Raw genomic sequence first — 26,677 nt, 5'->3', positions numbered from 1 at the left:
TCCGCGCTACACTCCTTCAAAGTGAGCCAGGTCCGGGAACCTGGTAACGCTCGGGGAGAGCAGCCATGAATCGGCCACTGCTTCGGTTTCCGCTTCGCGCGACCGGCACAACGCCTGTCTGGAGGTGGCTCAAATGGGGGCTGGCGGCAGCGTTGCTGCTCGGGCTGGCTCTGCTGGCGCGCCTCGTCCAGGTCGAGATCGAAACGTCACGATTGCAGGCGCGCTACCTTTCCGAACTGACCCGCGACGTGGGTTTTTCCGTCGACGCCGGTCCCAGTCATTCGATCCGTTTTCCTCAGGCCGACAAAGGCCCTTACGACAGCCGCTTCGGCTACGCATTGCTGCCTGCAATCCAGCAGCGTTTGCTGCAACGCGGCTTTGAAATCAGCTCACAGGCGCGCGATTCCGAGCGGATGTTGTCGTTGGCCGATAACGGGCTTTTCCTGCCCTACGCGGAAAAAGACACCGCCGGCCTGCAACTTTTCGACGGCACCGGCGCGCCGCTATTCAGCGCACAGTATCCGGGCCGCGTGTATGACAGCTTCGACGCGATTCCGCCGCTGGTCGTGAACTCGCTGCTGTTCATCGAAGACCGCTATCTGCTCGATCCGAGCCAGCCGAACCGCAATCCGGCGATCGACTGGGGCCGCTTCAGCCGCGCGCTCGCCGACCAGGGCGCGCGCATCTTCAACCATCATCAGGCGACGCCAGGCGGCAGCACGCTCGCCACGCAGATCGAAAAATTCCGCCACTCCGCCGGCGGCCGCACGGCGACCCCGCCGGAGAAATTGCGGCAGATCGCATCCGCTTCGGTGCGCGCGTATCTGAACGGGCCGCAGACGTTGATCGCGCGTCAGCAGATCGTCGTGCGCTATCTGAACTCGGTGCCGCTCGCCGCGCAACCGGGGATCGGCGAGATCAACGGGATCGGCGACGGTCTCGCCGCGTGGTACGGACGCGATTTCGGCGACATCAACCGCGTGCTGAGAGCGCCGTCGACCGAACAGAACCTGGACGAGCAGGGCAAGGCGTTCCGCGAAGTGCTGTCGCTGATGATCGCGCAACGCGCGCCGTCGTATTTCCTGCATCACGGCTATGCCGAACTCGAACGGCTGACCGACAGTTATCTGCGATTGCTGGCGACGGGCGGCGTTGTTTCGATTCCCCTGCGCGACGCGGCACTGGCCGCGCATGTCGAACTGCACCGCGCGCCCGCCGGAACGCCGAGTATCGATTCGTTCGTGTCGCGCAAGGCCGTCACGTCGATGCGCTCGCATCTGCTGGCCGCGCTCGGCATTCCGAGTTTCTATGAACTCGATCGACTCGATCTGCAGGCCACGGGCACGCTCAACAACGCGGTGCAGCAGGCCGTCAGCGAACGGCTCGCGGCTGCCGCGACGCGCGACGGCGCGAAAGCCGCGGGCCTCGTCGGTTTCGAAATGCTGCGCCCGTCAGACGATCCGTCGAGAATCGCGTACAGCTTCACGCTGTTCGAACGGCGTGACGGCGCGAACCTCGTGCGGGTGCAAACGGACAGCGTCAACCAGCCGTTCGACATCAATTCCGGCGCGCGTCTGAATCTCGGTTCGACCGCGAAACTGCGTACCGTAGTCACGTATTTGCAGATCGTGTCCGATCTGCACCAGCGTTATGCATCGCTGAGCACAGCGGAGCTGAAAGCCGTAAAGCCCGACCCGAACGATCACTTGACGCGCTGGGCGCTCGACTATCTCTCGCACACCTCGGACCGCTCGCTGCAAGCGATGCTCGACGCGGCCGTCGAACGCAAATACTCGGCGAGCCCCGGTGAGACGTTCTATACGGGCGGCGGCGCGCAGACCTTCAACAACTTCGAGTCCGACGACAACAGCCGCATCCTGACCGTTCATCGCGCCTTCCAGCATTCGGTGAACCTGGTGTTCGTGCGGCTGATGCGCGACATCGTCCACTACGAGATGGTCCAAACGACCGGACCATCGGAGCAATGGCTCGGCGATCCGGCGGTCCGTAAAATGTATCTGACGCGTTTCGCCGATCAGGAAAGCCGCGTGTACATGAAGCGCTTCTACACGAAGTATCACGGCAAGGCGCCCGATCAGGCCCTGGCGCTCTTGCTGCTCGGTGTGCGCAAGTCGCCGCCCAAATTGGCGACCGTGTTGCGCAGCGTCGCGCCGGACGAGTCGAATGCTTGGTTCAACGAGAAGATGCGCGCGGCGTTGAAGAACACGCCGGCCGCGTCGATGCTCGACGATGAAGACCTCGCGAACCTGTACGCCAAATATGCGATCGACCGCTTCAATCTGAACGACCGTGGCTACATCGCGAGCGTGCATCCGCTCGAACTGTGGACGCTCAACTATCTGCGCGCGCACCCGGCCACCACGCTCGACCAGATTCAGAACGCGAGCCGCGACGTGCGTCTGTCGACGTATTCGTGGCTCTTCAAGACGCGCTATCACGCGACGCAGGATCGCCGCATCAAACGCATGGTCGAATTGCGGGCGTACGACGCGATCGGCAAATCGTGGCAGGCGCTCGGCTATCCGTTCGGGACGCTCACGCCTTCGTATGCGGCGGCGATCGGCGCATCGGGCGACCGGCCCGCCGCGCTTGCGCAACTGATCGGCGTGATCGCCAACGACGGCAACAAGGTGCCGACCGAAAGCCTTACGCAACTCGACTTCGCGAAGGACACGCCGTACGAAACGCACTTCCAGCGCGCGGCGATCGCGCCGCAGCAGCAGTTGTCGCCGGAAATCGCGGGCGTGGTGAGAACGCTGCTGCGCGATGTCGTGACGGGCGGCACGGCGAGGCGGCTCGCACAAGGCATGACGTTCCCCAACGGCCAGACGCTTGCGGTGTATGGCAAGACGGGCACCGGCGACCAGCGCTTCAATGTGTTCGCCAAAGGCGCCCGGCTGATCGAGTCGCGCAAGGTGAACCGCAGCGCCACCTTCGTGTTCGCGATGGGCGACCGTTTCTACGGCACCTTGACCGCGTGGGTGCATGAACCGTACGCGGCGCGTTACGAGTTCACGAGCGCGCTGTCGGTGCAGTTGCTGAAGTCGCTGGCGCCGGCCTTGCAGCCGTTGCTGGATAATCCGGCTGCGAAGAAGGCGACGGTCACCAAGGTTTCCGCGCAGTGAGCGCGTGAGCGGCGAGGCGTAATAAAAAGCGCGGACGTTAACTGCCCAATCCGCGCTCAATACTGCGCGTCCGACGCCGCCGGCTTGAGAAACAACTCATGCACCGGCGCGAAATGTGCGTAGAGCGGCAGAATCGCGCCGCCCATCGCGCGCGCATCGGCGCCGATCGCGCCTTCGAGCAATTGCGGACGCACCATCCCTTCCCATTCGAAGCGATCGAGCACGCGCTCGGTGCGTCGAATGATTTCGCGCAGCAGTTGCCGGTCGAGTTCGCCGTCGATCACGATTGCTTCGAGGTCGAGCAACGCGGCCGCGTTGGTCAGCGCGTTGGCGATCGCGGGACACGCGCTATCGAGCCATTGCTCCGTATGCCGCCACAACTCCGGTGACAGCGCACGATGATCGTGCGCGGCGGCGGCCGGCGCGCCCGCATCGCTGAAGAGCTTTTCGAGCACGAAGCCCGATGCCGCGTGCAGCAGTTGCCGCGCGGGTTTGCGCGCGCTGCCGTCGCGCAGCGGAATCGAGCCGACCGCGCCCGCGTTGTCGTGCGGTCCGCCGTGCAAGCGGCCGTCGATCACGAGGCCTCCACCGATGAACGTGCCGACGAACAGATACAGGAAGTTGTGAATGCCGCGGCCCTGGCCCATCACGAGTTCGGCGGCACACGCGGCGGTGGTGTCCTTGGCGAACTCCACGGGCAGGCCCGTCATCGTCGCGATGCGGGTGCGCAAGTCGATCTCGTGCCACGCCTCCAGCGCGTCGGGCGGCGCGCCGAGAAAGTCGCGCCAGCCGCCGAGCCACAGCGGCGCCGCGACGCCCATGCCGACGACCTTGCCGGCCTTCGCGCCGAGCGTCTGATTCACGCGCGCCAGTTTGCTTTCGAGCGCGGGGAACAGCGTGCGCGGATCGGGATACGCGTACTCGAACACATCGCGGCACACCACGCGGCCGGAGAAGTCCATCGCCAGCACGTCGAGACTGCGGCGTCCCACCTTGATGCCGATGGTGTACGCGCCGTCCGCGTGCAACGCGATCGGCACCGACGGCTGGCCGATCCTGCCGCGCACGCGCGCCTGCTTTTCGAGCAGGCCGTCGTCGATCAGGCGGTCGACGATCATCGACACCGTCTGCATCGACAGACGCGTGAGGCGGCCCACGTCGGCCTTCGGCAGCGGCCCGTGCAAGCGGATCGCCTGCAGCACGATGCGCTCGTTGAATTGCCGCATGCCGACCTGATTCGAGCCGACCGTGCGTTTGAGAGGGGAGCGGGCGCCGGTGGTGTCCATGGTCGCGTGCCCGCTCAGCAGGAAGCCCGCGTCATGCAATCGCCTTGACGTCAGCTTCCTTCGCGCCGGTCATGATCGCGACCGCTTCCGACATGTGCACGTCGCTCCTGTTGACGAGCGCGGCGCGCCGCCCGAGCCGCTGGATATGGATGCGGTCAGCGACCTCGAACACGTGCGGCATGTTGTGGCTGATGAGAATCACCGGCAGGCCGCGATCGCGCACGCGCCGGATCAGTTCGAGCACCATGTTGCCTTCCTTCACGCCGAGCGCGGCGGTCGGTTCGTCGAGAATCACCACGTGCCGCGCGAAGGCCGCGCTGCGCGCCACCGCGACGCCCTGGCGCTGGCCGCCCGAGAGCGTTTCGACCGCCTGGCGCATCGAGCGGATGCCGATCTGCAGGTCCTTCATATGCGCGGTTGCCTCTTCGAGCATGCGGCGCTTGTCGATCATCTTGAAGAGCGAGCCGCGCCAGCCGGGCTTGAGCAGTTCGCGGGCGAGGAACAGATTCTCGGCGATGCTCATCGCCGGCGCGACCGCGAGTTCCTGGTAGACGGTCTCGATGCCTTGCGCGCGCGCATCGAGCGGACTGCGGAACTTGACCGGCTTGCCGTCGAGCAGGATCTCGCCTTCATCCGGCACCGTCGCGCCGGACAGCGCCTTGATCAACGACGATTTACCCGCGCCGTTGTCGCCGATCACCGCGAGAATCTCTCCGGGCAGCACTTCGAAATCGCAACCGTCGAGTGCGGTCACATTGCCATAGCGTTTGATGAGTCCACGCGCCTGCAGAACGGGCATTGCGGCGGAACCGGAAGTAGTGGTCGACATCACGTGCTCCTGTGTCGGCCAGAGTTAGTGCTTCAGCACTTACTCTGGCCCCATGCAAGACAATTGCGGTCGGCCAGAGTTAGTGCTTCAGCACTTACTCTGGCCCCATGCAAGACAATTGCGGTGGTACTCAACCGCGACGATGGGAAAGTTTGTCCGCGGCTACCGCGAGAATCACCAGCATGCCGGTGATCAATACCTGGTAGACCGAAGAAACACCGATTAGCGTCAAGCCGTTGCGGAACACGCCGACGATCAACGCGCCGAGCAGCGTGCCGACAATCGAGCCGCGTCCGCCGAACAGGCTCGTGCCGCCGAGCACGACCGCGGTAATGCTGTCGAGATTTTCGGTTTGACCCGCCTGCGGATCGCCCACGCCGGTGCGCGACACCGACAGCAGCGCGGCAATGCCATAGATCGCGCCGGCCAGCGAGTACACGGTGAGCAGAATCTTCTGCGACGACAGACCCATCAGCCGCGCGGCCTCGGCGTTGTTGCCGAGCGCGTACAGATGCCGGCCTGGCACCGTGTCGCGCAGCACGAACCAGGTGGCCAGATACATCAGCAAGGTCAGGACCGTGCCGTAGGTGACATCTGCCGGCCCGAGCTTGAACGTGTTGCCGAAGAACATGATCGCGTCCGGCAGGTTCGACACGCTCTCCGCATTCGAGTAGATCTGCGTGAGCGCGAACGCGATATTCAGCGTGCCCAGTGTGACGATGAACGCGGGCAGTTTGATACGCGTGATCAGCACGCCGTTGAGCGCGCCGAACAGCGTGCTCGCGGCGATCCCGCACAGAATCGCGAGGATCGGCGGCACGCCTAGCGTGACCGCGAACTTGGTCATGATGATCGAGCCGAACGCCATCACCATCCCGCACGACAGGTCGATGCCGCCGGTCAGCACGATCAGCGTCTGGCCGATCGCGATGACCGCGACCACCATGGTCTGCTGCAGGATCAGCGAGAGATTCTGGAACGACAGGAAGCGGCTGCTCTGCGAGATGAAGAAGCCGCACGCCAGCACCAGCGCAATCAGCGGCCCGACCTCGGCGAGCGACGGCAAACGGTCGGTAAAGGAGCGTGAATGGCCGGCGGGCGCGGAAGGTGTCGACATGATGGATGTCCTCGCTACATAAGCGTGGCGGCGAGGCCACGCGGCAAATCAGATGGCGGCCCGTTGCGGCGGGCCGCTAGCAGTGCGTTACTTGTTGCCCCAACAGTTGTCGAGGCCGTACTTGGTGTCCTTGCTGTCGATGCCGGGCATCGTCTTGTCGGTGATCAGCGTCACGCCCGTGTCCTGATAGCCGGAGACCTTCTTGCCGGTCTTCGCGTAATCGACGCCTGCGGCTACGCCGAGCGAGGCCATCTTCAGCGGATACTGCTGTGAGGTCGCGGCGATCGCGCCGGCCTTCACGTTGCGCACGCCTTCGCAGCCGCCGTCGATCGACACGATCATCACGCTCTTGTCCTTGCCAGCCGCCTTCAGCGCGCGGTACGCGCCCGCCGCGGCCGGTTCGTTGATCGTGTAGACGACGTTGATGTCGGGCGACTTCTGCAGGCAGTTTTCCATCGCCGTCTGGCCCTTCGCCTGATCGCCGCGGGTGTCCTGGCTGCACACCACCGACGCATCGCCTTCCTTGATGCCGAAGCCTTCGAGGAAGCCGTTGTGACGCAGCACGCCGACCGACACGCCGGGCGCGAGATCGAGCGTGGCGATCTTCGCGGGCTTGCCGTTCAGCGCGGCCTTCGCGTATTTGCCGATCAGCACGCCGGCTTTGAAGTTGTCGGTGGCAAAGAGGGCGTCGGTGGCGTCCTGCGGGTCGGTCGGCGTGTCGAGCGCGACGACCATCACGCCGGCGGCGCGGGCTTTCTTGATGCTCGGCACGATGGCCTTGGTGTCGCTCGGCGTGATCAGAATCGCTTTCGCGCCGGCCGTCATCATGTTTTCGATCGCGGTGACCTGGCTCGCGTTGTCGCCGTCGAACTTGCCGGCGGCGGTGATCAGCTTCGCGCCGTCTTTCGACGCGGCCGCCTCGGCGCCCTGTTTCATCTTCACGAAGAACGGGTTGGTGTCGGTCTTGGTGATGAGGCCGACGACCGGCTGATCGGCCGCCTGGCTCGCGCTCGCGCACCACACCGCCGATGCCGCGACGCACATCGACACGATTTTCCTGGCGACAGGATGCCTGTGGGAATTCAGATTCATGGGGATGCTCCTCCGGTTGTTCGCAACGACGTTGTGGACTGCATGGCGCTTGCGGCGCGAACGCTGCGCGTTCGCAAGCTGGTTTCTGTGTGCTCCGAAGCGACGGCGGCTAGCAGCGCGGTTCTTCGCAACTGGTCGGCTAAATCATTTTGGTTGATTTACTACAGCAGTGAGGCGACCCGCGTCAAGGCAGAGTTTTGGACGGAAGTCGACGCGCGCAACCTGTGAAAAGGCCGCGAGCCTTTCGTGGCGAGACGTGGACGCGGTGGTGCGATGCAAGGTGGAAGAGCCGGGCTTCGGGAAAGTCCTGGCTCGTACGAAAGGCGTTTGGAGACTGAACGATGCGTATTGGGCCGCAAATGGCGTGCGTCGAGAGGTTCACTCACGCGTCGGCGGCAAAAAACCGTCGCTACCGTGTGCGGATGCCGAGCGCTGCGAATTCAGCGGCTTGCCGCAGGTTTTTGCGGGCTAGAGGACGGTCGGAATCAGCCGCGCCCGAACGCTTCGCTACGTCGCGTGCACGCCGGGGCTAAGGCCATGCACGCGGCGCGCCGGTCGAAGCCCGCACGACGAGTTCGGGCGCGGACGAAATCCGCATCGGCACGCTGGCCGCGCCGCGACCCGCCTGGCCATACGACGACTCGATCAGCTCGCGCAACAGCGACACCGCGAGTCCCGCGGCTTCGACCGTCGGCACCGCCACCGTCGTCAATGCGGGCCGCGAATCGCGCGCAAGCTGAATGTCGGTGATGCCGATCACCGAGAGGTCGCCGGGCACGCCCAGGCCGAGATCGGCGGCCGCGTGCATCGCGCCGAGCGCAGGCAGGTCGTTGGTCGCGAAGATTGCGGTGAGCTTCGGATCGGCTTCGAGCAGCGCGCGTGCCGCGACGTAGCCGCCGTGGATCGTATCGGCTGCGTGTCGGACGCGGTTTTTCGGTGCGCCCGCCGCGCGCAGCGCATCGACGAAACCTTCGTAGCGCGCCGCGTGAATCCCCGAGGCCTTGCTGCCGACGATCGCGCCGATCCGCCGATGCCCGAGATCCAGCAGATGCTCGCCGGCCAACTCGCCCGCGCGGCGAAAATCGACGGCGACGCACGGCAGTCCCGGCGGCTCGTGCGGCCGCTCCCACATGCACAGCACCACCGGCGTGCCACGCGCTTCGGTTGTGTGAAGGTCGGCGAAGTCGAGGTTCGCGTTCGTCACGAGCACGCCCTCCGAAAGCGTGCCGGCGATCTGGTCGAGATATGCCCGGCCGGTCAGCGGATCTTCGTTCGTATTGCAGATGATCACGAAGTGGCCGCTCGTGCGCGCCGCGCGTTCGACGGCGAGCGCGAACTCCGGATAGAACGGATTGGCGATGCTAGACACCATCAACGCCAAGGTCGGCGCGCGGCCCTCGGCGAGCGCGCGCGCGGCCAGATGCGGGCGATAGCCGAGCGCCTCCACGGCGTCGAGCACGCGCTGCCGGGTCGTCGCGCCGACGCGGCCGCGATTGCGCAGCACGTTGGATACCGTCGCGGGGGTGACGCCCGCGTGACGCGCGACTTCGCTGAGTGTGGGCATGATGTTTTCAGTATTTGGGATGACTGCCCGACATTTGCGTCGCCGTCCAAGGCGCGGCACCATCTGTCGCACAGACAAACGACATCGGAGACAGGCAAGGCCCAACGATCGCACCTGCGATCGCTTTTTTCGGCCTCGCTGATTAAGCGCTTAATCTCCGACTTCGAGCTGATTAAATCACGGAGTCGATGCAATGGCGAGCATTTCGTTAAGAGGCGTGCAGAAGGCGTACGGCGATGGCGCGCCCGTGATCCGCGACGTCGATCTGGAGATCGCGGAGAACGAGTTCTGCGTGTTTCTCGGGCCGTCCGGTTGCGGCAAGTCCACCTTGCTGCGAATGATCGCCGGCCTGGAAGACGTCAGCGACGGCGACCTGTCGATCGGCGGGCGCCTCGTCAACGACGTGCCCGCCGCGCTGCGTGGCGTGGCGATGGTGTTCCAGAGCTACGCGCTGTTTCCGCATATGACCGTGTTCGAGAACATGGCCTTCGGCCTGAAGCTCGCCAAAACCCCCAAGGACGAAATCGACCGCAAGGTGCGCGAAGCCGCGCGCATCCTGCAACTGGAGGCGCTGCTGGAGCGCCGGCCGAAGGCGTTGTCGGGCGGGCAGCGGCAGCGCGTCGCGATTGGCCGGGCGATCGTGCGCGAGCCGGGCGTGTTCCTGTTCGACGAACCACTGTCCAACCTCGACGCCACGCTGCGCGGGCAGACCCGCGTCGAGATCGCGCGGCTGCACAGGCAGTTCGCGAAAGCGAGCGTGGTCTATGTGACGCACGACCAGATCGAGGCGATGACGCTCGCCGACAAGATCGTGCTGCTGCACGCGGGCAAGGACACCGAACGCTACGGCAGCATCGCGCAGATCGGCGCGCCGCTGGAGTTGTACCACCGCCCGAGAAGCCGCTTCGTCGCCGGGTTCATCGGCTCGCCGCGGATGAATTTTCTGCCGGGGAAAGTGGCGTCAATCGATCCGCAAGGCGTGGTCGTGACGCTCGATCACACCGCGGAAAACGTGAACGTACCGGTGAGCGGCGAGCGTCTGCAAGCCGCGCAGCCGGTCACGCTCGGCGTGCGTCCCGAACACCTGGAGTTCGTCGACGCATCGTCCGACCTGCCCGCGGACGGCGTGCTCGTGCGCACCGTGTCGCTCGTCGAACAGCTCGGCGAACACAGCTATGTTCACCTCGATCAGCCCGGCGGCGCCGTGCTGATCGCCAAAGCGCCGGGCGATACGCGCCTCGCGCCCGGGGATCGCGCAAGCCTGCGCGTGCCCCGTCCCGCTTGCCATCTGTTTACCGAAGACGGCTTTGCCGCCGCTTCGCTCGAATCCGTCGAACACTACGCGTAAAGAAAATCAGGAGACCTTGGGATGCGCCTTGGAGTCTGTTATTACCCGGAACACTGGCCTGAGTCGATGTGGGAAGACGACGCTCGCCGGATGAAAGCACTCGGCATCGAACAGGTGCGAATCGCCGAATTCGCGTGGAGCCGCATCGAGCCGACGCCTGGCGAATATGACTGGGGCTGGCTCGATCGCGCGATCGACGTGCTGGGCGCAGCCGGCCTGAAGGTCGTCATGTGCACGCCGACCGCGACGCCGCCCAAGTGGCTGATCGACCGTCATCCGGACATCCTGCCGATCGGCGCGGACGGCCGCCCGCGCGCGTTCGGCTCGCGGCGTCATTACGACTTCTCGTCGCCGTCGTATTTCGAGGCGTCGCAACGCATCTGCACGGCGGTCGCCGAGCGTTACGGCCAGCATCCGGCGGTCGCATACTGGCAGACCGATAACGAATTCGGCTGCCATCACACGGTGGTCAGCTATTCGCCGGCGGCAGTGGGGCGCTTTCGCGAGTGGCTGAAGGCGCGCTATCCCACGATCGACGCATTGAACGACGCGTGGGGCACGGTGTTCTGGAGCATGGAGTACCGCAGCTTCGACGAGATCGACGCGCCGGTGGCGACCGTGACCGAAGCGCATCCTTCGCACCGTCTCGACTACCGGCGTTTCGCGTCCGACGAAGTGGCGCGCTACAACCGCATGCAGGTCGAGATCATTCGCGCGCATTCGCCGGGGCGACCGGTTGCGCACAACTTCATGCAGCTGTTCACCGAGTTCGACCACTACAAGGTCGCGGCCGATCTCGATGTCGCGAGCTGGGACAGCTATCCGCTCGGCGCGCTCGAAGAGCAATGGTTCGCGCCGGACGTGAAGGCGCGCTGGCTGCGCAGCGGCCATCCCGACTTCGCGTCGTTCAATCACGATGTCTACCGTGGCATGTCGAAGCTGCCGTTCTGGGTGATGGAGCAGCAGCCCGGTCCGGTGAACTGGGCAATGTGGAATCCGGCGCCGCTGCCCGGCATGGTGCGCCTGTGGAGCTGGGAGGCGTTCGCGCACGGCGCGGGCTGCGTGTCGTACTTCCGCTGGCGTCAGGCGCCGTTCGCGCAGGAGCAGATGCACGCGGGGCTGAACACGCCCGATAACCGGCTCGATGTCGGCGGCAACGAGGCGGGCCAGGTTGCCGACGAGATTCGCACGGTGCTCGCGTCGAATGGCGACGCGAACGCGGCGATCCGTTCGAAAGTCGCGCTCGTCTACGACTACGAGGCGAAGTGGCTGTTCGAGATCCATCCGCAAGGGGCGGACTTTCACTATCCGCGTTTCGCGTTCGAGTACTACTCGGCGTTGCGCGCGCTCGGACTCGATGTCGATATCGTGCCGGTGGACGCGCCGCTGGACGGCTACAGTCTGGTCGTCGTGCCGCCGTTGCCGGTCGTGCCGGACGATTTCGCGGTGCGCCTCGCGCGCTCGGGTGCGCAGGTCGTGCTCGGTCCGCGCACCGGTTCGAAGACCCGCGACGTGCGCATTCCGACGAATTTGCCGCCCGGTGCGCTGGCCTCGGTGCTGCCGGCGCGCATCTGGCGCGTCGAATCGATGCGGCCGAACGTGACCGAAGGCGTGCGTCTCGCGCACAGCCAGGAGGCGAGCGTCGACGACGGCCACGCGCGTCACTGGCGCGATTTCATCGACAGCGATGCGGCGGCCTCGCTCGACGTGCGCGCGCGTTTCGCGGACGGCCACCCCGCGTATGTGCGCAGCGGCGCGTTCCATTACTTCGCGAGCCTGTTCGACGACGCGCTCACGGTGCGACTATTCGAGCGGATCGCGCGCGAGGCCGGCGTCACGACCATGCAGTTGGGCGACAGCGTGCGCATCAGCCGGCGCGGCGCGCTGACCTACGCGTTCAACTACGGCGACGATACCCATACGCTCACCGATGTCGCCGACGACGCATTCGTGATAGGTTCACGCGCACTCGCACCGCAGGGTGTGGCCGTGTACCGGTCGCGCTGACGCGCGGCCTGCAGAGGATTCCACGCAGTAACGACAACGACGCAAAATCAAGGGATAAAGGAGACAGGCAACATGCAACTGAAACCACGCAAGATTCTGTTGGCACTCGCACTGGCTGCGGCGGCTGTGGGGACCTCGGCCGTGAGCACGGCGTCGCAGGCCGGCACGCTCGCGATCAACATCGCGTACAAGGGGGCAAGCCAGCGCGCGGTCTGGCAGTCGGTGGTCGACGAGTTCAAGAAGGCGCATCCCGGTGTCGACGTGAAGGTCTCGTTCATCGACGAGGAAGCGTACAAGGTGCAGTTGCCCGGCTGGCTCTCCACCGTCGCGCCCGATGTGGTCAACTGGCACGACGGCGAACGCATGGCGTATTATGCACAGCGCGGCCTGTTCGAGGACCTGAGCGGCGACTGGGCGAAGAACGGCTGGAACGACATGTATGCGTCCACCAAGGAAGCGTCGTCGTATAAGGGCAAACAGTATGCCGCGCCGACCGTGTACTACTCGTGGGGCATGTTCTATCGCAAGGATCTGTTCGAGAAGGCCGGCATCAAGGGCGAGCCGAAAACGTGGGATGAGTTTCTCGACGCCGCCAAGAAGCTGAAGGCAGCCGGCATTACGCCGATCGCCGTCGCGGGGCGCGATGCGTGGACGCTCGCCGGCTGGTTCGACTATCTCGATCTGCGGCTGAACGGCAACGCGTTCCATCAGAAGCTGATGGCGGGCGAGATTCCGTACACCGATCCGCGCGTGAAGAAGGTCTACACGACGTGGAAGCAATTGCTCGACGCCGGTTATTTCATCGACAACTCGCTGTCGTACGATCTGGACGCGGTGCAGCCGTTCCTGTTCCAGGGCAAGGCCGCGATGATGCTGATGGGCACGTTCATCACCGCTGGCTTTCCGCCGAACGTGAAACCGCAAATGGGCTACTTCCAGTTCCCGGTGATCGACTCGAAGGTGCCGACGGCGGAAGACGGCCCGGTCGAATCGCTGCACATTCCGTCGAAGGCGAAGAACAAGGCGGATGCGCATGCGTTCCTCGCGTTCGTCGAAACGCCCGAGATCGGCGCGCAGCTCGCGACCGGGCTCGGCTCGCTGTCGGCGAACAGCAAGTCGCCCGAACCTGAAGATCCGATCTCGAAGATCGGCTTCCAGATTCTGGCGAACACGAAGGGCGGCATCGCGCAGTTCTACGATCGCGATATGACCAAGGAAATGGCCGACGAAGGGATGAAGGGAATGCAGCAGTTCGTCTCCGATCCCACCAAGCTTGACGACGTGCTCGCGCAACTCGAGCAGACCCGTAAGCGCATCTACAAGAAGTGAGCGGTGGCGGCCGTGAGGCCGCTATCCGTTGTATTGGATTGGCAACTATTTTGCATGGGACCGGAGTAAGGCGCTAAAGCGTGTCGATCCGGAGTTGGTGCTTTTTAGCGCCTACTCCGGTCCCATGCTCAGTACCAACTCTGATTGACAGCTTTGCATGGGATCAGAGTAAGGCGCTAAAGCGCCAACTCTGATCGACAGCTTTGCATGGGACCAGAGTAAGGCGCTAAAGCGCCAACTCTGGTCGACACAGGAGAACGATAGTGTCGCATTCCGTCAGCCGTCAAACTGTCGGCGGTCCCGCAGAGCCTGGCGGCGCTGGCCTGCCCGCATCGGGCGGCGCGCTGCGCGGCGGACCGCCGGCGGCGCAGCGCCGGCGCCGTCCCACGCCGACCGCGCGGCGGCAGCGGCGCGCCGCGTTCCTGTTTCTCGCGCCGGCCTGTGTGATGGTCGCGATCTACGTCGTGTGGCCGATCCTGTCGACCATCCGCCTGAGCTTTTTCAACTGGGACGGCATGACCGAGCCGTCGTTCATCGGTCTCGCGAATTACATCGAGCTGTTTCACACGCCGACGTTCTACACGGCGCTCAGGAACAACCTGATCTGGCTGGTGCTGTTCCTGCTCGCTCCGCCGATGGGGCTCGCGGTGGCGCTGTATCTGAACCAGGCGGTGGCCGGAATCCGCATCGTCAAGTCGCTGTTCTTCGCGCCGTTCGTGTTGTCGGGCGTGGTGGTCGGCCTGATCTTCTCGTGGTTCTACGACCCCACCTTCGGCCTGCTCGCGCTGATTCTCGGCCACGGCGTGCCGGTGCTGGGCGACCCGCGCTACGCGACGCTCGGGATCGTATTCGCAGCGCTCTGGCCGCAAACCGCGTACTGCATGATCCTGTACCTCACCGGGCTGACGGCGCTGAACGGCGAGCAGATCGAGGCCGCGCGCATGGAAGGCGCGCACGGCTGGTCGATGTTGTGGCACGTGATCCTGCCGCAACTGCGCCCGACCACGTTCATGGCGATCGTCGTCACCATCATCGGCGCGTTGCGCAGTTTCGATCTGATCTCGGTGATGACCGGCGGCGGCCCGTTCGAAAGTTCGACCGTACTCGCGTATTACATGTACGACCAGGCGATCAAGTATTACCGCATCGGCTATTCGGCGGCGGTGGCGGTCGTGCTGTTCGGCATCATGCTGGTGTACATCATTTATCACTTGCGGCGCATGCTGCGCACCGAGCAATAAAGGAACCGATCATGTTTCCGATTCCGATCGACAAATGGAAGCCGGCCGCGCGCCGGACGTACAAACTGACCTTGCCCATCGCGCTGCTGATCTGGCTGCTGCCGATGATCGCGGTGCTCGTCACCTCCGTGCGCTCGACCGAGGAACTGAGCGAGGGCAATTACTGGGGCTGGCCGAAGCACTTCGCGATGTTCGACAACTATCGCGAGGCGTTGACCACGTCGCCGATGCTGCATTACTTCTGGAACAGCGTGCTGATCACGGTACCTGCCGTGGTGGGTTCGATTGCACTGGCGGCGATGGCCGGATTCGCGTTGGCGATCTACCGGTTTCGCGGCAATTCGACGTTGTTCGCAACGTTCGTCGCGGGGAATTTCGTGCCGGTGCAGGTGTTGATGATTCCGGTGCGTGATCTGTCCTTGCAACTCGGATTGTTCAATACGGTAAGCGCGCTGATTCTGTTTCATGTGTCGTTTCAGACGGGTTTTTGCGCGCTGTTTCTGCGCAACTTCATCAAGCAGTTGCCGTTCGAACTGGTCGAGGCAGCGCGGATCGAAGGTGCGAACGAGTGGACGGTGTTCTTCAGGATCGTGCTGCCGTTGATTCGTCCGGCGCTCGCGGCGTTGGCCATTCTCGTGTTTACGTTCGTGTGGAACGACTATTTCTGGGCGCTCTGTCTGACGCAAGGCGATGATGCCGCGCCGATCACGGTAGGCGTCGCCGCGTTGAAAGGGCAGTGGACGACGGCGTGGAATCTCGTTTCGGCGGGGTCGATTCTGGCCGCGCTGCCGTCGGTTGCGATGTTCTTTGCAATGCAGAAGCATTTTGTCGCCGGCTTGACGTTTGGGGCGACGAAGGGGTGAGGGTGTAGGCGTTAGCTGTTGCTTTGTTGTCTGTTGCCTGTTGCCTGTTGCCAGGAGAAGGGTTGCCCGCGAAAGCGGGCTTTTTTTTCGATGTTTTTTCTTCTGACTCATCGAACCCGATGAGGCGGACAATGGCCGGGTTGGCCCGGTTCGGGTGGATGAAACTGTATCTGTCGTATCGGCGACTCATGGCGAAAATAGGCATAACATTGGAAAGCCATTACCCAGCCGAGGAATGCCATGAATCGCCGCTACGTCACTGCCGATGTCTTCACGGACACGAAATTCAGCGGCAATCCGGTCGCCATCGTGCTCGATGCGCAAGGCTTGTCGAGCGCCCAGATGCAGGCCATCGCGAGCGAGTTCGGATACAGCGAAACGACATTCGTACTGCCGCCGCGCAATCCCGCTCACACTGCATGGGTGAGAATCTTCACGCCGAGCCGCGAAATACCTTTCGCGGGACATCCGAACATCGGCACGGCATTCGTGCTCGCAGAAAAGGCGGCGATGAGGCAGCAGCCGTTGCCGGACCTGCTCGTCTTCGAGGAGATAGCGGGCCTCGTTCCGGTGAGGCAATTGAAAGAGGGCGACACCGTGGTCGGCGCCGAACTCGTCGCGCCGGAGCCGTTGACGCGATTGTCGCAAGTTTCCGCCGGGCGGGTCGCGGCCTGTCTATCGCTCACAGCCGACGATGTTCTCGTCAACACGCATGCACCACAGGTTGCGTCGGTCGGCCTGCCGTTTCTCGTGGTCGAACTCGCTTCACGCGACGCGTTGCGGCGGTGTATGCCGAATCTCGGCGCGTACAAAGGTGTGCTGCCTATCGACGGCGCGGTGTCCATCTACGCTTATACGCGCGAGGTCGGCCCGGCCAGGTCCGGAACGATCTGCGATCTCGACGCGCGTATGTTCACGCCGCGCATGACCGAAGACCCCGCCACCGGCAGCGCGACAGCCGCGACGGCCGCCCTCATTGCCGAGGTGCGCGGGCTGTCGGAATTGTCGTTGTGCGTCGCGCAAGGCGTGGATATGGGACGCCCGAGCATCCTGTCCGTGAAGGTCGATACGCGTGATGATCGGGCGGAGGTTCGGGTCGGCGGAAAATGCGTCAGCGTGATGGAAGGCTCGTTCGAACTCGCAGGTGAGCACTGACCGCCGTTCCGGCTGGTGCTTCAACTTCGCGATGTGCGTTCCAGTCAGTCGCCCGCCGAACGTTCGTTGAACTGTTGCATCGCGGCGCGTAGCGCGGCGTGCGCGCTGTCGAGCGGCCGTCTGCGTTTGCCGGCGAGTTGCACGGCAGGCGACATCCACGGATGAGCGAACGCGACGACGGTTGCGCCTGCGTCATACGCTTGCTCCGCCGACGATGCGATCGCCGTGAAGCATGCGTCGAGATCACCGCTCTGAAACAGCGCCCAAGCGTGCGCGAGATGGACGACTTCGACGGATGCGTTGTTTTCGCGCGCGTGCTCGGTGAACAGCTTGCGCGTGGACTCGATCGCGGATTCAGCGGCACACAACACGGCAATGGTTCCGCCGGCTTTCGCTGACGCAGCGGCCAACGCGGCATCGGCTCTCACGATCGGCGCGGGCGAATTTTCGATCTCCGCGACAGCCGGGCCAAGCGTAGCGCAAGTCAAAACGACGGCATCGGCATGGGCCGCGAGTTCCAGCAGGCAGCGGCTGGTCTCTTTGCGCAAGTCGATGGGAAACGTTCCCGCCTGTTGAACCGCCTCGCGCAAATCCGCCCTTACTTCATGGCGAAGATCGTCGGCATGCAAACCAAGGTCGCGGGCGGCCTGTTCGAATACCTGCCTGTTCCCGTCGATCGTATGCAAAAAAGAAATGCGCATTGCGCGTTACCTCAATGAAGTTGTCTGAGTCGGATTCATCGTGTCGATGCTGGTTTGATGCGTGGCGTCGATGGCTGGGTCGATAGCTGCATCAGCATTGTTGCGATGACATTCATGGCTAACAAGGCAACCTCTGCTACTGGTATGACTGCTACCTCCCTTCGTTCGAGCCGCAATGCATGTACAAACGCCGGCCCTCCGAAGAAGGCCGGCGCGAGTTGCTACGCTCAGTTCACGTCAGCGTCAGAATGTGTCGAAACGATAGGCTGCCTTGTAGATGAACGAATAGGCCACCGATCAGCAGCGTACTGTAGCGATCGAAACGGGCCTGGTCGCAATAGGTCGTGTGGGTCTTCGCGGCTTCGTCGGAAAAGCCGCCGGAAGAATCATTGCGGATGTGATTGGTGAGCGTGTACAGCAGCGCGTCACGTGCGCCCATCGTGGCGATAGCCGGGTCGGTTGCGGACGAGAACGTCAGGTTGCGTCGACCAAGCCAGTTGCGCAAGTTCTGCCCGGCACACTGTGCTCGCCGTAATCACCCGATCGCCCCGCCGCGGCCGTGCAAACCCCTATCGGATAAGATACGGCCCGCCATGCAATTTTTTAGAACGGAAGGAGTGTTTTTCAATGATTCAACCGAGCAGCGTGTTCAAGGAGAACCTCGCCCAGATGCCCGCCATCGACGGCATCGCGCGTATCGATCTGGTGGATGGCAAGGGCGCCGTGGTCGCGAGCATCGAGAACAAGCCGGGCAAGCAGGGCTCGCTCACGGTATACAACTATCTGCGCGAGACATTCGGCTCGCTGGACGCGATCGCCGCTGAACACGGTCTTGCGTTGTTCGCCGAACACACGGCCGACGCGCGCAACCGTCCCGGCGCGCATCCGAACGTCGACCTTCTGCTCGCGATCGCGGCCGGCGGCGACGCATTGCGCGTCGACGTGATCCCCGCTGCTTGAGGCGAGGCATTTCGTGTCGGGCTAGTTGCCGTTATTTACTGACGTCGAGAGCGCCGTCGTCCTCGGCGGATTTTCCCGCTGGAGGGCGACGAATGCGCCCCTCGCGCAGCGAACCCGCGAGTTGACACAAGCCGCTCGCGGTCCCTGGCGGGCCGCCTATTCTTCAGTAGAAAGCCACGTTTTCCAGAACGCCTTGGATTGGCTTGAAAATCGGCTTCTGTTCGAGAGATTGAAAATCGCGGGTCCGGCGCAAACTGACCTCGTCCAATCCCGCCAGGAGCCTGCGATGTCTTCCCGCCACGACAAAGATCACCAGTTCGAAACAAGCTTGCCGGAAATCGGCGCATCTGACTGGAACCGCCCGTCGGCGGGCGCCGACGCCGGCACGATGCACGAGCTGCAACGCGCGTCGGAAATGGTGTTGCAGCTCGCGACGCAGACGCACGCAGCGGTCGCGCGCAGCGACATGGCTGGCGCGCAAGCGGCGCGCGCGTCGCTCGAAAAGCAACTGACGCAGACCACGCAAATGATCGACGAGCTTCTGTTCGGCGACTCCGGGCAACCGACGACGCACTGAGCGGCCGCCTGGCCCGACCGTATCAATCGCAATCTCGACCTTCCCGAATACCGAAATGAGCGCTTTGACGATAATTCTCTGCATCTGGGCCATGGTCGCCCTGTGCGTGATCCTTTTTATCCGTGGCGCCAGTCCGCGCGTCGAGCGCCCGGCGAAAGCGCCGCAAAGCCGTCCGTCGCGCTATTCGATCGCGGAGTAACGGCGTTCACGCGCAGGCCGGGGGTTAGCACTTGCGCGCGCCAGCCAATCCATCCGATGCGCGCCGCCATCGCGCGAGCCGGCGGGGTAACATGAAGTGCGCCAGCGCTCACGCTGGCTTGCGCTGACGATGCCTTCACCGGAGGTTTTCGCATGGACACTCATTCGATTCTCGGCATGATGCATGCCCAAGAGGCTTTGCTGGTCTCCATCGTGCGGTCGTTGCCCGCCGACATCAAACGCACCCTCGCCAACGATTTTCACGAGCAGGCCGAACTCGCCGAGACGTCGCATCTGAACCCGACAACCGATCGCGAAGCGAGCGACGCGTTCAAGGCTCATATGAGACGGCTGTCGAACATGCTGGCTTCGTTGTCTTGACAGAAGACGGCGACACGAAGCATCAAGCGGTGATCAGAGCGACCGCCAGAAGAAACCGCTGGAAGCAGCGCTGACTCGCGATTCGCGCGCGAAGGGAAAGGGCGCGTAAGCGGCGGGGAACATGAGAAGCAGGCCGGCCAACAATGATGCGCGCGGCCCGCACCCGCGCAAGCTCGTCGTCATGCACTCCGTCAAGCGCTCACTCGCTTATTAGGGGCAGCTTAAGTCTGACTTAAGAAAGCCTCCCTAGGCTTGCCAGCAGCTTTTAAGCAGCGCCTTACGCAGTGCCCGCAGGCGCTGATTCAATGAACCCACCTGTACGTGCGCGTCGTCGGCGCATGTGACGGTCGACCGCTTAGTTCCAGTCAATGCCTCTCTCCGTAGCTCGCGTCCTGCCCGGGCGCGTCGGCAAAATCGTTTTTGTGTGTGCGATCAGTTCCGTGTGCGCGGCTTACCTCGTGAGCCATGAGCGTGCTGCGCGTACCGATGAACCCGACGTCTCCCTGGTAAGCAAAGATTCCTCCCGGCCCGCCGCCGCAGCTTCGCCAGCCGCCGCGTCCTCGGCTGCCGACGCTGCACCTGGCGCGTCGGGTGCACCGGCGACAAAGCCCCCCGCGTTCACCGTGAAGAAGGCCTCGATCGAGCACAGTTTTGCCGCCGCCGCGCAAAGCATGGGCGTCGACGCGGGAACGACGGCGATGCTGGCCCGCGCATTGCGCAGCGATCCAAGCCTCTCGCGCGATCTGCAGCCCGGTGATCGCGTGAGCGCGGTATTCGACGAAAGCAGCGACAGCCAAGCCGCGCGTGAACCACTGGCGGTTCGCGTCGTTCGCGGCGCAACCGCGCACGACGTGTACCTGCACAAGGATCTCCAGGGCAAGCCCTTCTACTATTCGAAAGACGGCGCGAGTACCAACCCTTCTTTCGAACGCTATCCGTTGGACTTTACGCGGGTGTCCTCGGACTTCTCGTTACGTCGTTTCGATCCCGTCCTGCATCGTTGGCAAAGTCATGACGGCGTCGATCTTGCCGCGCCGATCGGCACGCCCGTGCATGCGACGGCGCGCGGCGTGGTCCGCTTCATCGGCCGGCAGACCGGCTACGGGAAGGTGATCGTGATTCAGAACCCGCCGCCGTATTCGACGACCTTCGCCCATCTGTCGCGTTTCGCGAATGGGCTGCGCCGTGGCAGCCGCGTGAGTCGGGATCAGGTGATCGGTTATGTCGGCGAAACCGGCTGGGCGACCGGCCCGCACTTGCACTACGAGGTTCATGTGCATCACGCGCCGCATGATCCGCTGACGGTCGAGTTGCCGCAGAAGACGCCGTTGCAGGCCGCCGAAATGCAGCAGTTCAAGGCCCGCGTGGCGCAGTTGTCGGCACTGTTGTGAACCGGCGCGTGACATTGCCAGGCACGCTATTCGCGGGCGCCTGAGCGGTTGCAGTTCGCTAACTGCTTGCGATGAAACTGGCCTGCGTTGCCTGCATGCAGGTTGTTGGAAAGGCCCCACGTCGCCGTCTCAGTTCTGCGACACATAGGACCGCGCCCGGCACTGCTGCTTCGATCGATCAGGCAGCGGTATATCTGACCGAAGCGTTCGCCGAAGCTCTGCCAGTCAACCCGCCTACGGGTTTTCCAGCGTCCGCGAGATGACAGGCCGTCGCTCGCGCGGAAGCGCTGCCACGGCGCACGGCAGCGTCTCAACTACGATTCATCGAGTGCCGTTGAGTGGGCTCCAGACCGCGCGTTGAACCGAACGTCGTTGTCGGGCAAGGCTTTGAGGCCTCATGGCATGGCCGTTGCGTTATGAGACTCACAAAACAAAAACACGTTGCAGCCGGCAACGGACCAGCACAAGTAGTGAACAAATTCCGGCGGCAGTACCGTCTCGCGGATAGCGTTCGGGGAGGTCAACGCGTTTGCGAGGTGCGGCGGGGTCAACATAAAACGGATGTCGATAAAACAGCGACAGGGGCGGTCAGTACTCGAGGTATCGACCGCCCGTGATCGTGACGACGTGAAGCGGCGACCTCGCCACTTTTTTCGAGTCCATAGAGGGGCCTGGGCGCTGCTTCGCCGGGTGTCCATATCGACGAACCGCGCGCCACACGACGCTTGCGCGCGGCCCAGCGGACTGCGAAGATCGCATTAACGCGCCTGTTGCCCTGCTGACGTAGAGCGTTCCGGCGCTTCCCGTGAGGTTGCCCGCAACCGTGCGCAGCGCAAGGCCAGCGGCTCTCGATGCACCGTATCCCCGGGGAATCACATGTTTGCGTCAAGCCCGTTTGCCGGCCTGCTGCACCACGCGAGTCTTTGGCTCCAGGCGTACGCGCTCGTGCTGGTGATGATGGCCGTGGGTGCGACGCTGGAGCGCCGCTGGCCGGCCGCATTGTTGCAATCGCGCTCGGCGCAGCGTCTGAACATGGCCTATGCCGCCTTGTATCTGGCGCTCGTGGAAGCGGTGAAGCCGCTGACGGCCGCGGCCAGCGTCGCCATCGTAAACGCGCTCGGCGGCGGCATGGTCGTGCTGGTGTCGCGCGGATGGGGCGCGCTGGCGTCGTTCGTGATCGTGCTGCTCACCATCGACCTGCTCGAATACGCGTTTCACCGTCTGCAGCATACCTGGCCCGTACTGTGGAAGCTGCATTCGCTGCACCACAGCGCGGTCGACTTCAATGTCACCGTGACGCTGCGGCATCACTGGTTCGAAGTTCTGATCAAAGGCTGTCTGCTTTATCCGCTGGTGGGCGTGCTGTTCAAGGTCGAGCCGTGGATCGTCGGGCTGACTTCCTTCGTGTTCATGTTCGGCAACTACTTCGCGCATCTGAATCTGCGCGTGGACCTGGGCCGCTTCGTCACGTGGGTCAATAATCCGCAATATCACCGCCTGCATCATTCGATCCGCGCCGAACATCTCGACCACAACTTCACGCAACTGCTGCCGCTGTGGGATCACCTGTTCGGCACGTTGTGGGTGCCGGCGAAGCACGAGTGGCCGGCAACGGGGCTCGACGGTGGAGCACAGCCGCACTCGCTGCTCGGCGTCATCAGCTGGCCGTTGGACCTGCATGCAGGACGCGCGGCGGCGCTCAGTCGCGAGCCCGCCGCGCTGCTGGACAAAGAGACGAAGTAAACACCGCTGGCTGCGGGCAGGCCCAGTTGGAGTTGACGCGCGGCAAGCGGCGCCGCTCTACGCGAGCCGCGCGCTGCGCACTGCCTTGCCGCCCAGCACGCACACAATCAACGCAGCCATCACGAGCACGCACAGCGCAACGCGCAAGCCGAGCAGGCCAGCGCCGAGACCGATCAACGGCGGCCCAACCAGGAATCCGGCATAACCCGCAGTAGCCGCCATCGACACACCGATCGCGGGCGTGACAGTCGAGCGGCCCGCCGCGCTGAAAATCACCGGGACGATATTCGCGAGGCCGACGCCGACCATCGCAAAGCCCACGCACGCGGTGAGCACCGTCGGCATGCTGAGCACCAGGGCGAGCCCGGCCATCGCGATCAGACCGCCGAGCGCGACGACCCGGCTCGAACCGAAGCGGCGCACGGACACATCGCCGACGATGCGGCACGCGGCCATCGAGAACGCGAACGCGGAATAGCCGATCGCGGCAACACTGGCCTCCTGGTTCAGCGTCGAGCGCAAGTACACCGCGCTCCAGTCGGCCACCGCGCCTTCCACCAGCATGCAGAGGAACGCGAGCAGCGCGAGTTTCATCACGCCGCCGCTGGGCCACGCGAAGCCGCTCGACGCAGGGGCCGCGCGCGGGCCGAGGTCGCGCAATGCCAGCAACGCGGCGCAGACGATCAGGACTGCGATGAACCCGGTCGGCGCCAGCAGGCCGCCGCTCACGCCGACGCCGCTTTTGAGCAGCATCGCCCCGGTGGCCGCGCCGAGCAGTCCACCCGCGCTCCAGGCCGCATGGAACGACGACATGATCGGCGCGCGCCACTGCGTTTCGATGGTGCTGGCGTGACCGTTCATCGACACGTCCAGCGCGCCGTTCGCCGCGCCAAGCGCGAGCAGCACGATGCAAAGCGTGACCAGGTTGGGCGCGAATGCGGGCAGCGGCAGCGTGATGACGAACGCCGCGCCGAGCAGCGCGGTCGCGCGGCCGCTGCCGAAGCGTGGCGCGAGTTGCCCCGCGAGCGGCATCGCGACGATCGCGCCCAGCGCAAAGGCGAACAGCGCGAGGCCGAGCGAGGTGTCGTTGAGCGCCAGGCTTTCCTTGATGCGCGGCACTTCGACTGCCCACGCGCCGATGCCGAAGCCGTTCGCGAGAAACACGCCGACGGTCGCGATGCGCTCGTTCAGCGGCTTGATGTGAGAAGTGGCAAGCGTGGTCATGAGCGCGCCACCATCACGTTGTCGCAGACCGCTTCGAGACTCGCGAGCCGCGCGGCCGGCACATCGGCTTCGACGAACAGATAGTCGACGGCCGATGCGGGCGCAACCGCGAAGGGCGCGGCGGTCATCAGCTTTTCCGAAGTCAGTGCGATCGCGATCTGACCGCTTGCTTTCACCATGGCCCGTTTGAGTTCGGCATCTTCGACGTCGAATGCGGCGACGCCTTCGTCAGGGTCGAACGCACAGGCGCCGAGGAAGCACAGATCGGCACGGATTTGCTGGATTTGCAGCAGAGCGGTCGCGCCGAGCGAGCCCGCCGCACCTCGCGCGATGCGCCCGCCGATCAGAATCACGTCAAAGCCGGGCCGATTCAGCAGGCGGGTGCATGCGTCGGGCGAATTCGTCACGACGGTCAGGTCCGCGTTGTCCGGCAGCGCGGCCGCGATGGCGGCGTTGGTCGAACCGGCGTCCAGCAGAATCACCTGCTTTGGGCGGACGATCGAAGCCGCGGCGTCGGCGAGGCACGCCTTGCGATCCACGGCTTCGCTCATGCGGACCGCGGCGGGCTTGTCGGCGGGCGAGATCAGCAGGGCGCCGCCGTACACGCGCTTGCAGTGCCCCTGTTCGGCCAGATCGCGCAGATGGCGGCGCACCGTGTGCTCCGAGGTCTGCAGTTCGGCGGCCAGCGCCGCCGCCAGTACGCGCCCGTGCGTGCGTAGCCGCTCCAGAATCACCTGCTCGCGCTGCTCGGGCAATAGTCCGTTCATCGCGTCTTCTCGCGTTCGCTGCATGGGGCCACCTTGCCGTCGGCTGTTAATCGATCATAAACGAGCAAAATATAGCGTAAACGTGCAGAGATTGCAATTTGCGTTACAACGGTGCGAAATCTCCTGACAATTGAAGTCCCACATAGCTGCGGCGCACGAGTGCTGGGCGGGCGGTGCGCGAGCCTGATCAGCTTGCCGCGCCGCGCGCCTCCGTGCCTGCTTTGCCCGTGTGACGACTAGACGCTATTCAGCCGCCGCATGGTCCGCCCAAAAAACACCCGGTCGACGACCCATACCGCGACGAGCGTCGCGCCCATCAACGGAAACACGATGCCGAGCAGGACGAGGCCGGTTCCCCAGCCGCGCATCGGCGGCGCGGCGCGTTCGCGCGACGGTACGCCGAGCGAGCGCTGCGGCCGCCGCTTCCACCACATCACACATCCGGTCACGGCCATCGCGGCGAGGCCGAGCGAAATCGCCGCGCAGAGAATCTGGTTGGCGACGCCGAAATAGCGGCCCATATGCAGCGACGTGCCGTACGACACCGCCTTCGACACCGCGCCGTAGTCGGCGTAACGGATGTCCTTCAGCACCGCACCACTGTATTGGTCGATGTATAGCGTGCGCTCATCTTTCGGATTGCCAGGAAAGTACGACACCGTGTAGACGCCGGTCGCCGAGGTTGGCAGCACGATGCTGTAGTCGTCCGTCACGCCTAGCAATGCCGTGATCGCGACGATGCGTCCGAGCGGCACCGGTTGCGGCGCGTCCGCGGCGGCAGAGTCCGCATTGGAAGAGGGCACGCGCGAATTGCCGACCGCCCATGGTGTGAGCGGAAGGGGCAGATCGTCCATCACCATGCCGGGCATCGAGTCCACTTGCGCCGAATGGGCGCTATGTTCATCGTGCGCTTGCTGGGTGGGGTTCGCGACATGCGTCTCGACTGTCGAGTCCCGCTCGTCGCGCGCAGCCGGCCGCGCGGAGTGCAACGGCAAGCCGCCCCAGGCGCCCGGCGGCGCGCCGAGATTTGCGGCGCTCGCGAGCGCTTTGAACTGCTTGCCCCACGAACCCGACCAGGGCAGGCCCGTCAATACGAACGCGAGTGCGCCGAGCGCGAGCCAGATGCCCATTACCGCGTGCAGGTTCTTCCACAGCGCGCGCCCCTTCAGCGCGAAGCGCGGCAGTAGCGCGCCGCGTGCGCTGGTTTTCTCATGCGGCCACCAGAGTGCGATGCCGGTGCCGATCATCACCAGTGTCCAGCAGGCGGCCAACTCCATCAGCAGCTCGCCCGGTTTGCCGAGCAGCAGCTTGCGGTGAAGCATCCGGTCCACCTGCATGAAGCGGCGCTCGACACTGAGCGTGCCCAGCACGTCGCCGTTGTACGGGTTCAGATAGACGCTCTGTTTTTCGCCGTCGGCGAGACGGAAGATGAATTCGGCGCTGCGTCGCGGATCGTTCGTGATGGTCGCGGTCACCGCTGCAGAGCCAGGCGGCATCGCCGCGCGCGCCCTCGCAAGCAGCGCGTTCTCGGGCAGCCGGGGTGTCGCCTGCGATTCGACGACGAGGCGCTGACGATAAAGCAGCGGTTCGATTTGCGGCTGGAAGCAATACAGCGTGCCGGTGATCGCGAGCACAACCAGAAACGGCATCACGAACAGGCCGGCGTAAAAGTGCCATCGCCAGAGCGTCCGATAGCCTGGGTTCGTCGTGCCGGTTGCAGAGCCGATGCGTTCAGCGGTGGTGGTGGTGGACATGGAA

The 26,677-nt window shown here is 64.2% G+C and carries 23 protein-coding genes and 1 pseudogene; 14 read left to right on the top strand and 10 right to left on the bottom strand.

Annotated elements, in window-relative coordinates; genetic code table 11:
* Window positions 1-65 precede the first annotated feature (65 nt).
* Window positions 66-3,146, top strand: coding sequence for a transglycosylase domain-containing protein (locus FVF58_RS23865; protein ID WP_149672295.1), 3,081 nt, complete (start codon window positions 66-68; stop codon window positions 3,144-3,146).
* A 56-nt stretch (window positions 3,147-3,202) separates the two neighbouring features.
* Here the strand turns inward: FVF58_RS23865 and FVF58_RS23860 are convergent, their stop codons facing one another.
* From FVF58_RS23860 to FVF58_RS23845, 4 genes are all read right to left on the bottom strand, one after another.
* Window positions 3,203-4,432, bottom strand: coding sequence for an ROK family transcriptional regulator (locus tag FVF58_RS23860; RefSeq protein ID WP_149672294.1), 1,230 nt, complete (start codon window positions 4,430-4,432; stop codon window positions 3,203-3,205).
* A gap of 31 nt (window positions 4,433-4,463) precedes the next feature.
* Window positions 4,464-5,261, bottom strand: a complete 798-nt coding sequence (locus FVF58_RS23855; protein ID WP_149672293.1) for an ATP-binding cassette domain-containing protein — start codon at window positions 5,259-5,261, stop codon at window positions 4,464-4,466.
* 130 nt (window positions 5,262-5,391) lie between these two features.
* Window positions 5,392-6,378 (bottom strand): ABC transporter permease, encoded by a 987-nt coding sequence (locus tag FVF58_RS23850; RefSeq protein ID WP_149672292.1) that lies wholly within the window; start codon window positions 6,376-6,378, stop codon window positions 5,392-5,394.
* 87 nt (window positions 6,379-6,465) lie between these two features.
* A complete protein-coding gene (locus FVF58_RS23845) occupies window positions 6,466-7,470 on the bottom strand; it encodes a sugar ABC transporter substrate-binding protein (protein WP_149672291.1) in 1,005 nt (334 codons plus the stop codon).
* Here FVF58_RS23845 and FVF58_RS23840 point away from each other — a divergent pair.
* On the top strand, window positions 7,453-7,698 hold the full coding sequence (locus FVF58_RS23840) for a hypothetical protein (protein ID WP_149672290.1): 246 nt from the start codon (window positions 7,453-7,455) through the stop codon (window positions 7,696-7,698). The two genes, FVF58_RS23845 and FVF58_RS23840, sit on opposite strands and share 18 nt — an antisense overlap.
* A gap of 301 nt (window positions 7,699-7,999) precedes the next feature.
* Here the strand turns inward: FVF58_RS23840 and FVF58_RS23835 are convergent, their stop codons facing one another.
* Entirely contained in the window at window positions 8,000-9,034 is a 1,035-nt protein-coding gene (locus tag FVF58_RS23835) for a LacI family DNA-binding transcriptional regulator (protein ID WP_149672289.1), read from the bottom strand.
* A 193-nt stretch (window positions 9,035-9,227) separates the two neighbouring features.
* Here FVF58_RS23835 and FVF58_RS23830 point away from each other — a divergent pair, with 193 nt between their 5' ends.
* The 6 genes from FVF58_RS23830 (at window position 9,228) to FVF58_RS23805 (ending at window position 16,977) form a co-directional block, all read left to right on the top strand.
* Complete coding sequence (locus tag FVF58_RS23830; protein WP_149672288.1) at window positions 9,228-10,382, top strand: ABC transporter ATP-binding protein; 1,155 nt, start codon at window positions 9,228-9,230, stop codon at window positions 10,380-10,382.
* A 21-nt stretch (window positions 10,383-10,403) separates the two neighbouring features.
* The gene (locus FVF58_RS23825) at window positions 10,404-12,389 is read left to right on the top strand and encodes a beta-galactosidase (protein ID WP_149672287.1); all 1,986 of its coding nucleotides are present in this window, start codon (window positions 10,404-10,406) and stop codon (window positions 12,387-12,389) included.
* 72 nt (window positions 12,390-12,461) lie between these two features.
* Window positions 12,462-13,718, top strand: a complete 1,257-nt coding sequence (locus FVF58_RS23820; RefSeq protein WP_149672286.1) for an ABC transporter substrate-binding protein — start codon at window positions 12,462-12,464, stop codon at window positions 13,716-13,718.
* A 263-nt stretch (window positions 13,719-13,981) separates the two neighbouring features.
* Entirely contained in the window at window positions 13,982-14,959 is a 978-nt protein-coding gene (locus FVF58_RS23815) for a carbohydrate ABC transporter permease (RefSeq protein WP_149672285.1), read from the top strand.
* Window positions 14,960-14,970: 11 nt separating this feature from the next.
* The gene (locus FVF58_RS23810) at window positions 14,971-15,822 is read left to right on the top strand and encodes a carbohydrate ABC transporter permease (protein WP_149672284.1); all 852 of its coding nucleotides are present in this window, start codon (window positions 14,971-14,973) and stop codon (window positions 15,820-15,822) included.
* Window positions 15,823-16,062: 240 nt separating this feature from the next.
* On the top strand, window positions 16,063-16,977 hold the full coding sequence (locus FVF58_RS23805) for a PhzF family phenazine biosynthesis protein (protein ID WP_149672283.1): 915 nt from the start codon (window positions 16,063-16,065) through the stop codon (window positions 16,975-16,977).
* A gap of 44 nt (window positions 16,978-17,021) precedes the next feature.
* On the opposite strand, the gene FVF58_RS52950 is transcribed toward FVF58_RS23805, so the two are convergent.
* Window positions 17,022-17,405, bottom strand: coding sequence for a hypothetical protein (locus tag FVF58_RS52950; protein ID WP_246217177.1), 384 nt, complete (start codon window positions 17,403-17,405; stop codon window positions 17,022-17,024).
* 75 nt (window positions 17,406-17,480) lie between these two features.
* On the opposite strand from FVF58_RS52950, the gene FVF58_RS52945 reads away from it, so the two are divergent.
* Complete coding sequence (locus tag FVF58_RS52945) at window positions 17,481-17,696, top strand: hypothetical protein (RefSeq protein ID WP_246217176.1); 216 nt, start codon at window positions 17,481-17,483, stop codon at window positions 17,694-17,696.
* 274 nt (window positions 17,697-17,970) lie between these two features.
* Here FVF58_RS52945 and FVF58_RS23795 read toward each other — a convergent pair.
* A pseudogene (locus FVF58_RS23795) lies at window positions 17,971-18,183 on the bottom strand (hypothetical protein); the annotation flags it as partial.
* Between the two features lie 122 nt (window positions 18,184-18,305).
* On the opposite strand from FVF58_RS23795, the gene FVF58_RS23790 reads away from it, so the two are divergent.
* The 5 genes from FVF58_RS23790 to FVF58_RS23770 all read left to right on the top strand — a co-directional run bounded on the left by FVF58_RS23790 (window position 18,306) and on the right by FVF58_RS23770 (window position 22,928).
* Window positions 18,306-18,638, top strand: coding sequence for a DUF2322 family protein (locus FVF58_RS23790; protein ID WP_149672281.1), 333 nt, complete (start codon window positions 18,306-18,308; stop codon window positions 18,636-18,638).
* Window positions 18,639-18,924: 286 nt separating this feature from the next.
* Complete coding sequence (locus FVF58_RS23785) at window positions 18,925-19,215, top strand: hypothetical protein (protein WP_149672280.1); 291 nt, start codon at window positions 18,925-18,927, stop codon at window positions 19,213-19,215.
* 351 nt (window positions 19,216-19,566) lie between these two features.
* Complete coding sequence (locus FVF58_RS23780; RefSeq protein ID WP_149672279.1) at window positions 19,567-19,794, top strand: hypothetical protein; 228 nt, start codon at window positions 19,567-19,569, stop codon at window positions 19,792-19,794.
* Window positions 19,795-20,417: 623 nt separating this feature from the next.
* Window positions 20,418-21,185, top strand: coding sequence for a M23 family metallopeptidase (locus tag FVF58_RS23775; protein ID WP_246217175.1), 768 nt, complete (start codon window positions 20,418-20,420; stop codon window positions 21,183-21,185).
* An 876-nt stretch (window positions 21,186-22,061) separates the two neighbouring features.
* A complete protein-coding gene (locus FVF58_RS23770; RefSeq protein ID WP_149672278.1) occupies window positions 22,062-22,928 on the top strand; it encodes a sterol desaturase family protein in 867 nt (288 codons plus the stop codon).
* Between the two features lie 57 nt (window positions 22,929-22,985).
* On the opposite strand, the gene FVF58_RS23765 is transcribed toward FVF58_RS23770, so the two are convergent.
* The 3 genes from FVF58_RS23765 to FVF58_RS23755 form a co-directional block, all read right to left on the bottom strand.
* The gene (locus tag FVF58_RS23765; protein ID WP_149672277.1) at window positions 22,986-24,152 is read right to left on the bottom strand and encodes an MFS transporter; all 1,167 of its coding nucleotides are present in this window, start codon (window positions 24,150-24,152) and stop codon (window positions 22,986-22,988) included.
* A complete protein-coding gene (locus FVF58_RS23760) occupies window positions 24,149-24,943 on the bottom strand; it encodes a DeoR/GlpR family DNA-binding transcription regulator (protein WP_149672276.1) in 795 nt (264 codons plus the stop codon). Before FVF58_RS23760 ends, FVF58_RS23765 begins: the two co-directional genes overlap by 4 nt.
* A gap of 212 nt (window positions 24,944-25,155) precedes the next feature.
* On the bottom strand, window positions 25,156-26,673 hold the full coding sequence (locus FVF58_RS23755; protein ID WP_149672275.1) for a PepSY-associated TM helix domain-containing protein: 1,518 nt from the start codon (window positions 26,671-26,673) through the stop codon (window positions 25,156-25,158).
* Window positions 26,674-26,677: the final 4 nt, after the last annotated feature.

This window comes from Paraburkholderia panacisoli, assembly GCF_008369935.1.
GTDB lineage: Bacteria > Pseudomonadota > Gammaproteobacteria > Burkholderiales > Burkholderiaceae > Paraburkholderia > Paraburkholderia panacisoli.
Note: the sequence above shows the minus strand (reverse complement) of the source record. Positions and strands in the feature narration are given on the sequence as shown.

Excerpts from the sequence above, each read along its gene's own strand:
- FVF58_RS23760 (WP_149672276.1), bottom strand. The coding sequence starts at position 24,943 with ATGCAGCGAACGCGAGAAGACGCGATGAACGGACTATTGCCCGAGCAG.
- FVF58_RS23835 (WP_149672289.1), bottom strand. The coding sequence starts at position 9,034 with ATGCCCACACTCAGCGAAGTCGCGCGTCACGCGGGCGTCACCCCCGCG.
- FVF58_RS23780 (WP_149672279.1), top strand. The coding sequence starts at position 19,567 with ATGGACACTCATTCGATTCTCGGCATGATGCATGCCCAAGAGGCTTTG.
- FVF58_RS23860 (WP_149672294.1), bottom strand. The coding sequence starts at position 4,432 with ATGGACACCACCGGCGCCCGCTCCCCTCTCAAACGCACGGTCGGCTCG.
- FVF58_RS23810 (WP_149672284.1), top strand. The coding sequence starts at position 14,971 with ATGTTTCCGATTCCGATCGACAAATGGAAGCCGGCCGCGCGCCGGACG.
- FVF58_RS23755 (WP_149672275.1), bottom strand. The coding sequence starts at position 26,673 with ATGTCCACCACCACCACCGCTGAACGCATCGGCTCTGCAACCGGCACG.
- FVF58_RS23855 (WP_149672293.1), bottom strand. The coding sequence starts at position 5,261 with ATGTCGACCACTACTTCCGGTTCCGCCGCAATGCCCGTTCTGCAGGCG.
- FVF58_RS23790 (WP_149672281.1), top strand. The coding sequence starts at position 18,306 with ATGATTCAACCGAGCAGCGTGTTCAAGGAGAACCTCGCCCAGATGCCC.
- FVF58_RS23830 (WP_149672288.1), top strand. The coding sequence starts at position 9,228 with ATGGCGAGCATTTCGTTAAGAGGCGTGCAGAAGGCGTACGGCGATGGC.
- FVF58_RS23785 (WP_149672280.1), top strand. The coding sequence starts at position 18,925 with ATGTCTTCCCGCCACGACAAAGATCACCAGTTCGAAACAAGCTTGCCG.
- FVF58_RS23765 (WP_149672277.1), bottom strand. The coding sequence starts at position 24,152 with ATGACCACGCTTGCCACTTCTCACATCAAGCCGCTGAACGAGCGCATC.
- FVF58_RS23805 (WP_149672283.1), top strand. The coding sequence starts at position 16,063 with ATGAATCGCCGCTACGTCACTGCCGATGTCTTCACGGACACGAAATTC.
- FVF58_RS23770 (WP_149672278.1), top strand. The coding sequence starts at position 22,062 with ATGTTTGCGTCAAGCCCGTTTGCCGGCCTGCTGCACCACGCGAGTCTT.
- FVF58_RS52945 (WP_246217176.1), top strand. The coding sequence starts at position 17,481 with ATGGGCCGCGAGTTCCAGCAGGCAGCGGCTGGTCTCTTTGCGCAAGTC.
- FVF58_RS23820 (WP_149672286.1), top strand. The coding sequence starts at position 12,462 with ATGCAACTGAAACCACGCAAGATTCTGTTGGCACTCGCACTGGCTGCG.
- FVF58_RS23865 (WP_149672295.1), top strand. The coding sequence starts at position 66 with ATGAATCGGCCACTGCTTCGGTTTCCGCTTCGCGCGACCGGCACAACG.
- FVF58_RS23825 (WP_149672287.1), top strand. The coding sequence starts at position 10,404 with ATGCGCCTTGGAGTCTGTTATTACCCGGAACACTGGCCTGAGTCGATG.
- FVF58_RS23845 (WP_149672291.1), bottom strand. The coding sequence starts at position 7,470 with ATGAATCTGAATTCCCACAGGCATCCTGTCGCCAGGAAAATCGTGTCG.
- FVF58_RS23850 (WP_149672292.1), bottom strand. The coding sequence starts at position 6,378 with ATGTCGACACCTTCCGCGCCCGCCGGCCATTCACGCTCCTTTACCGAC.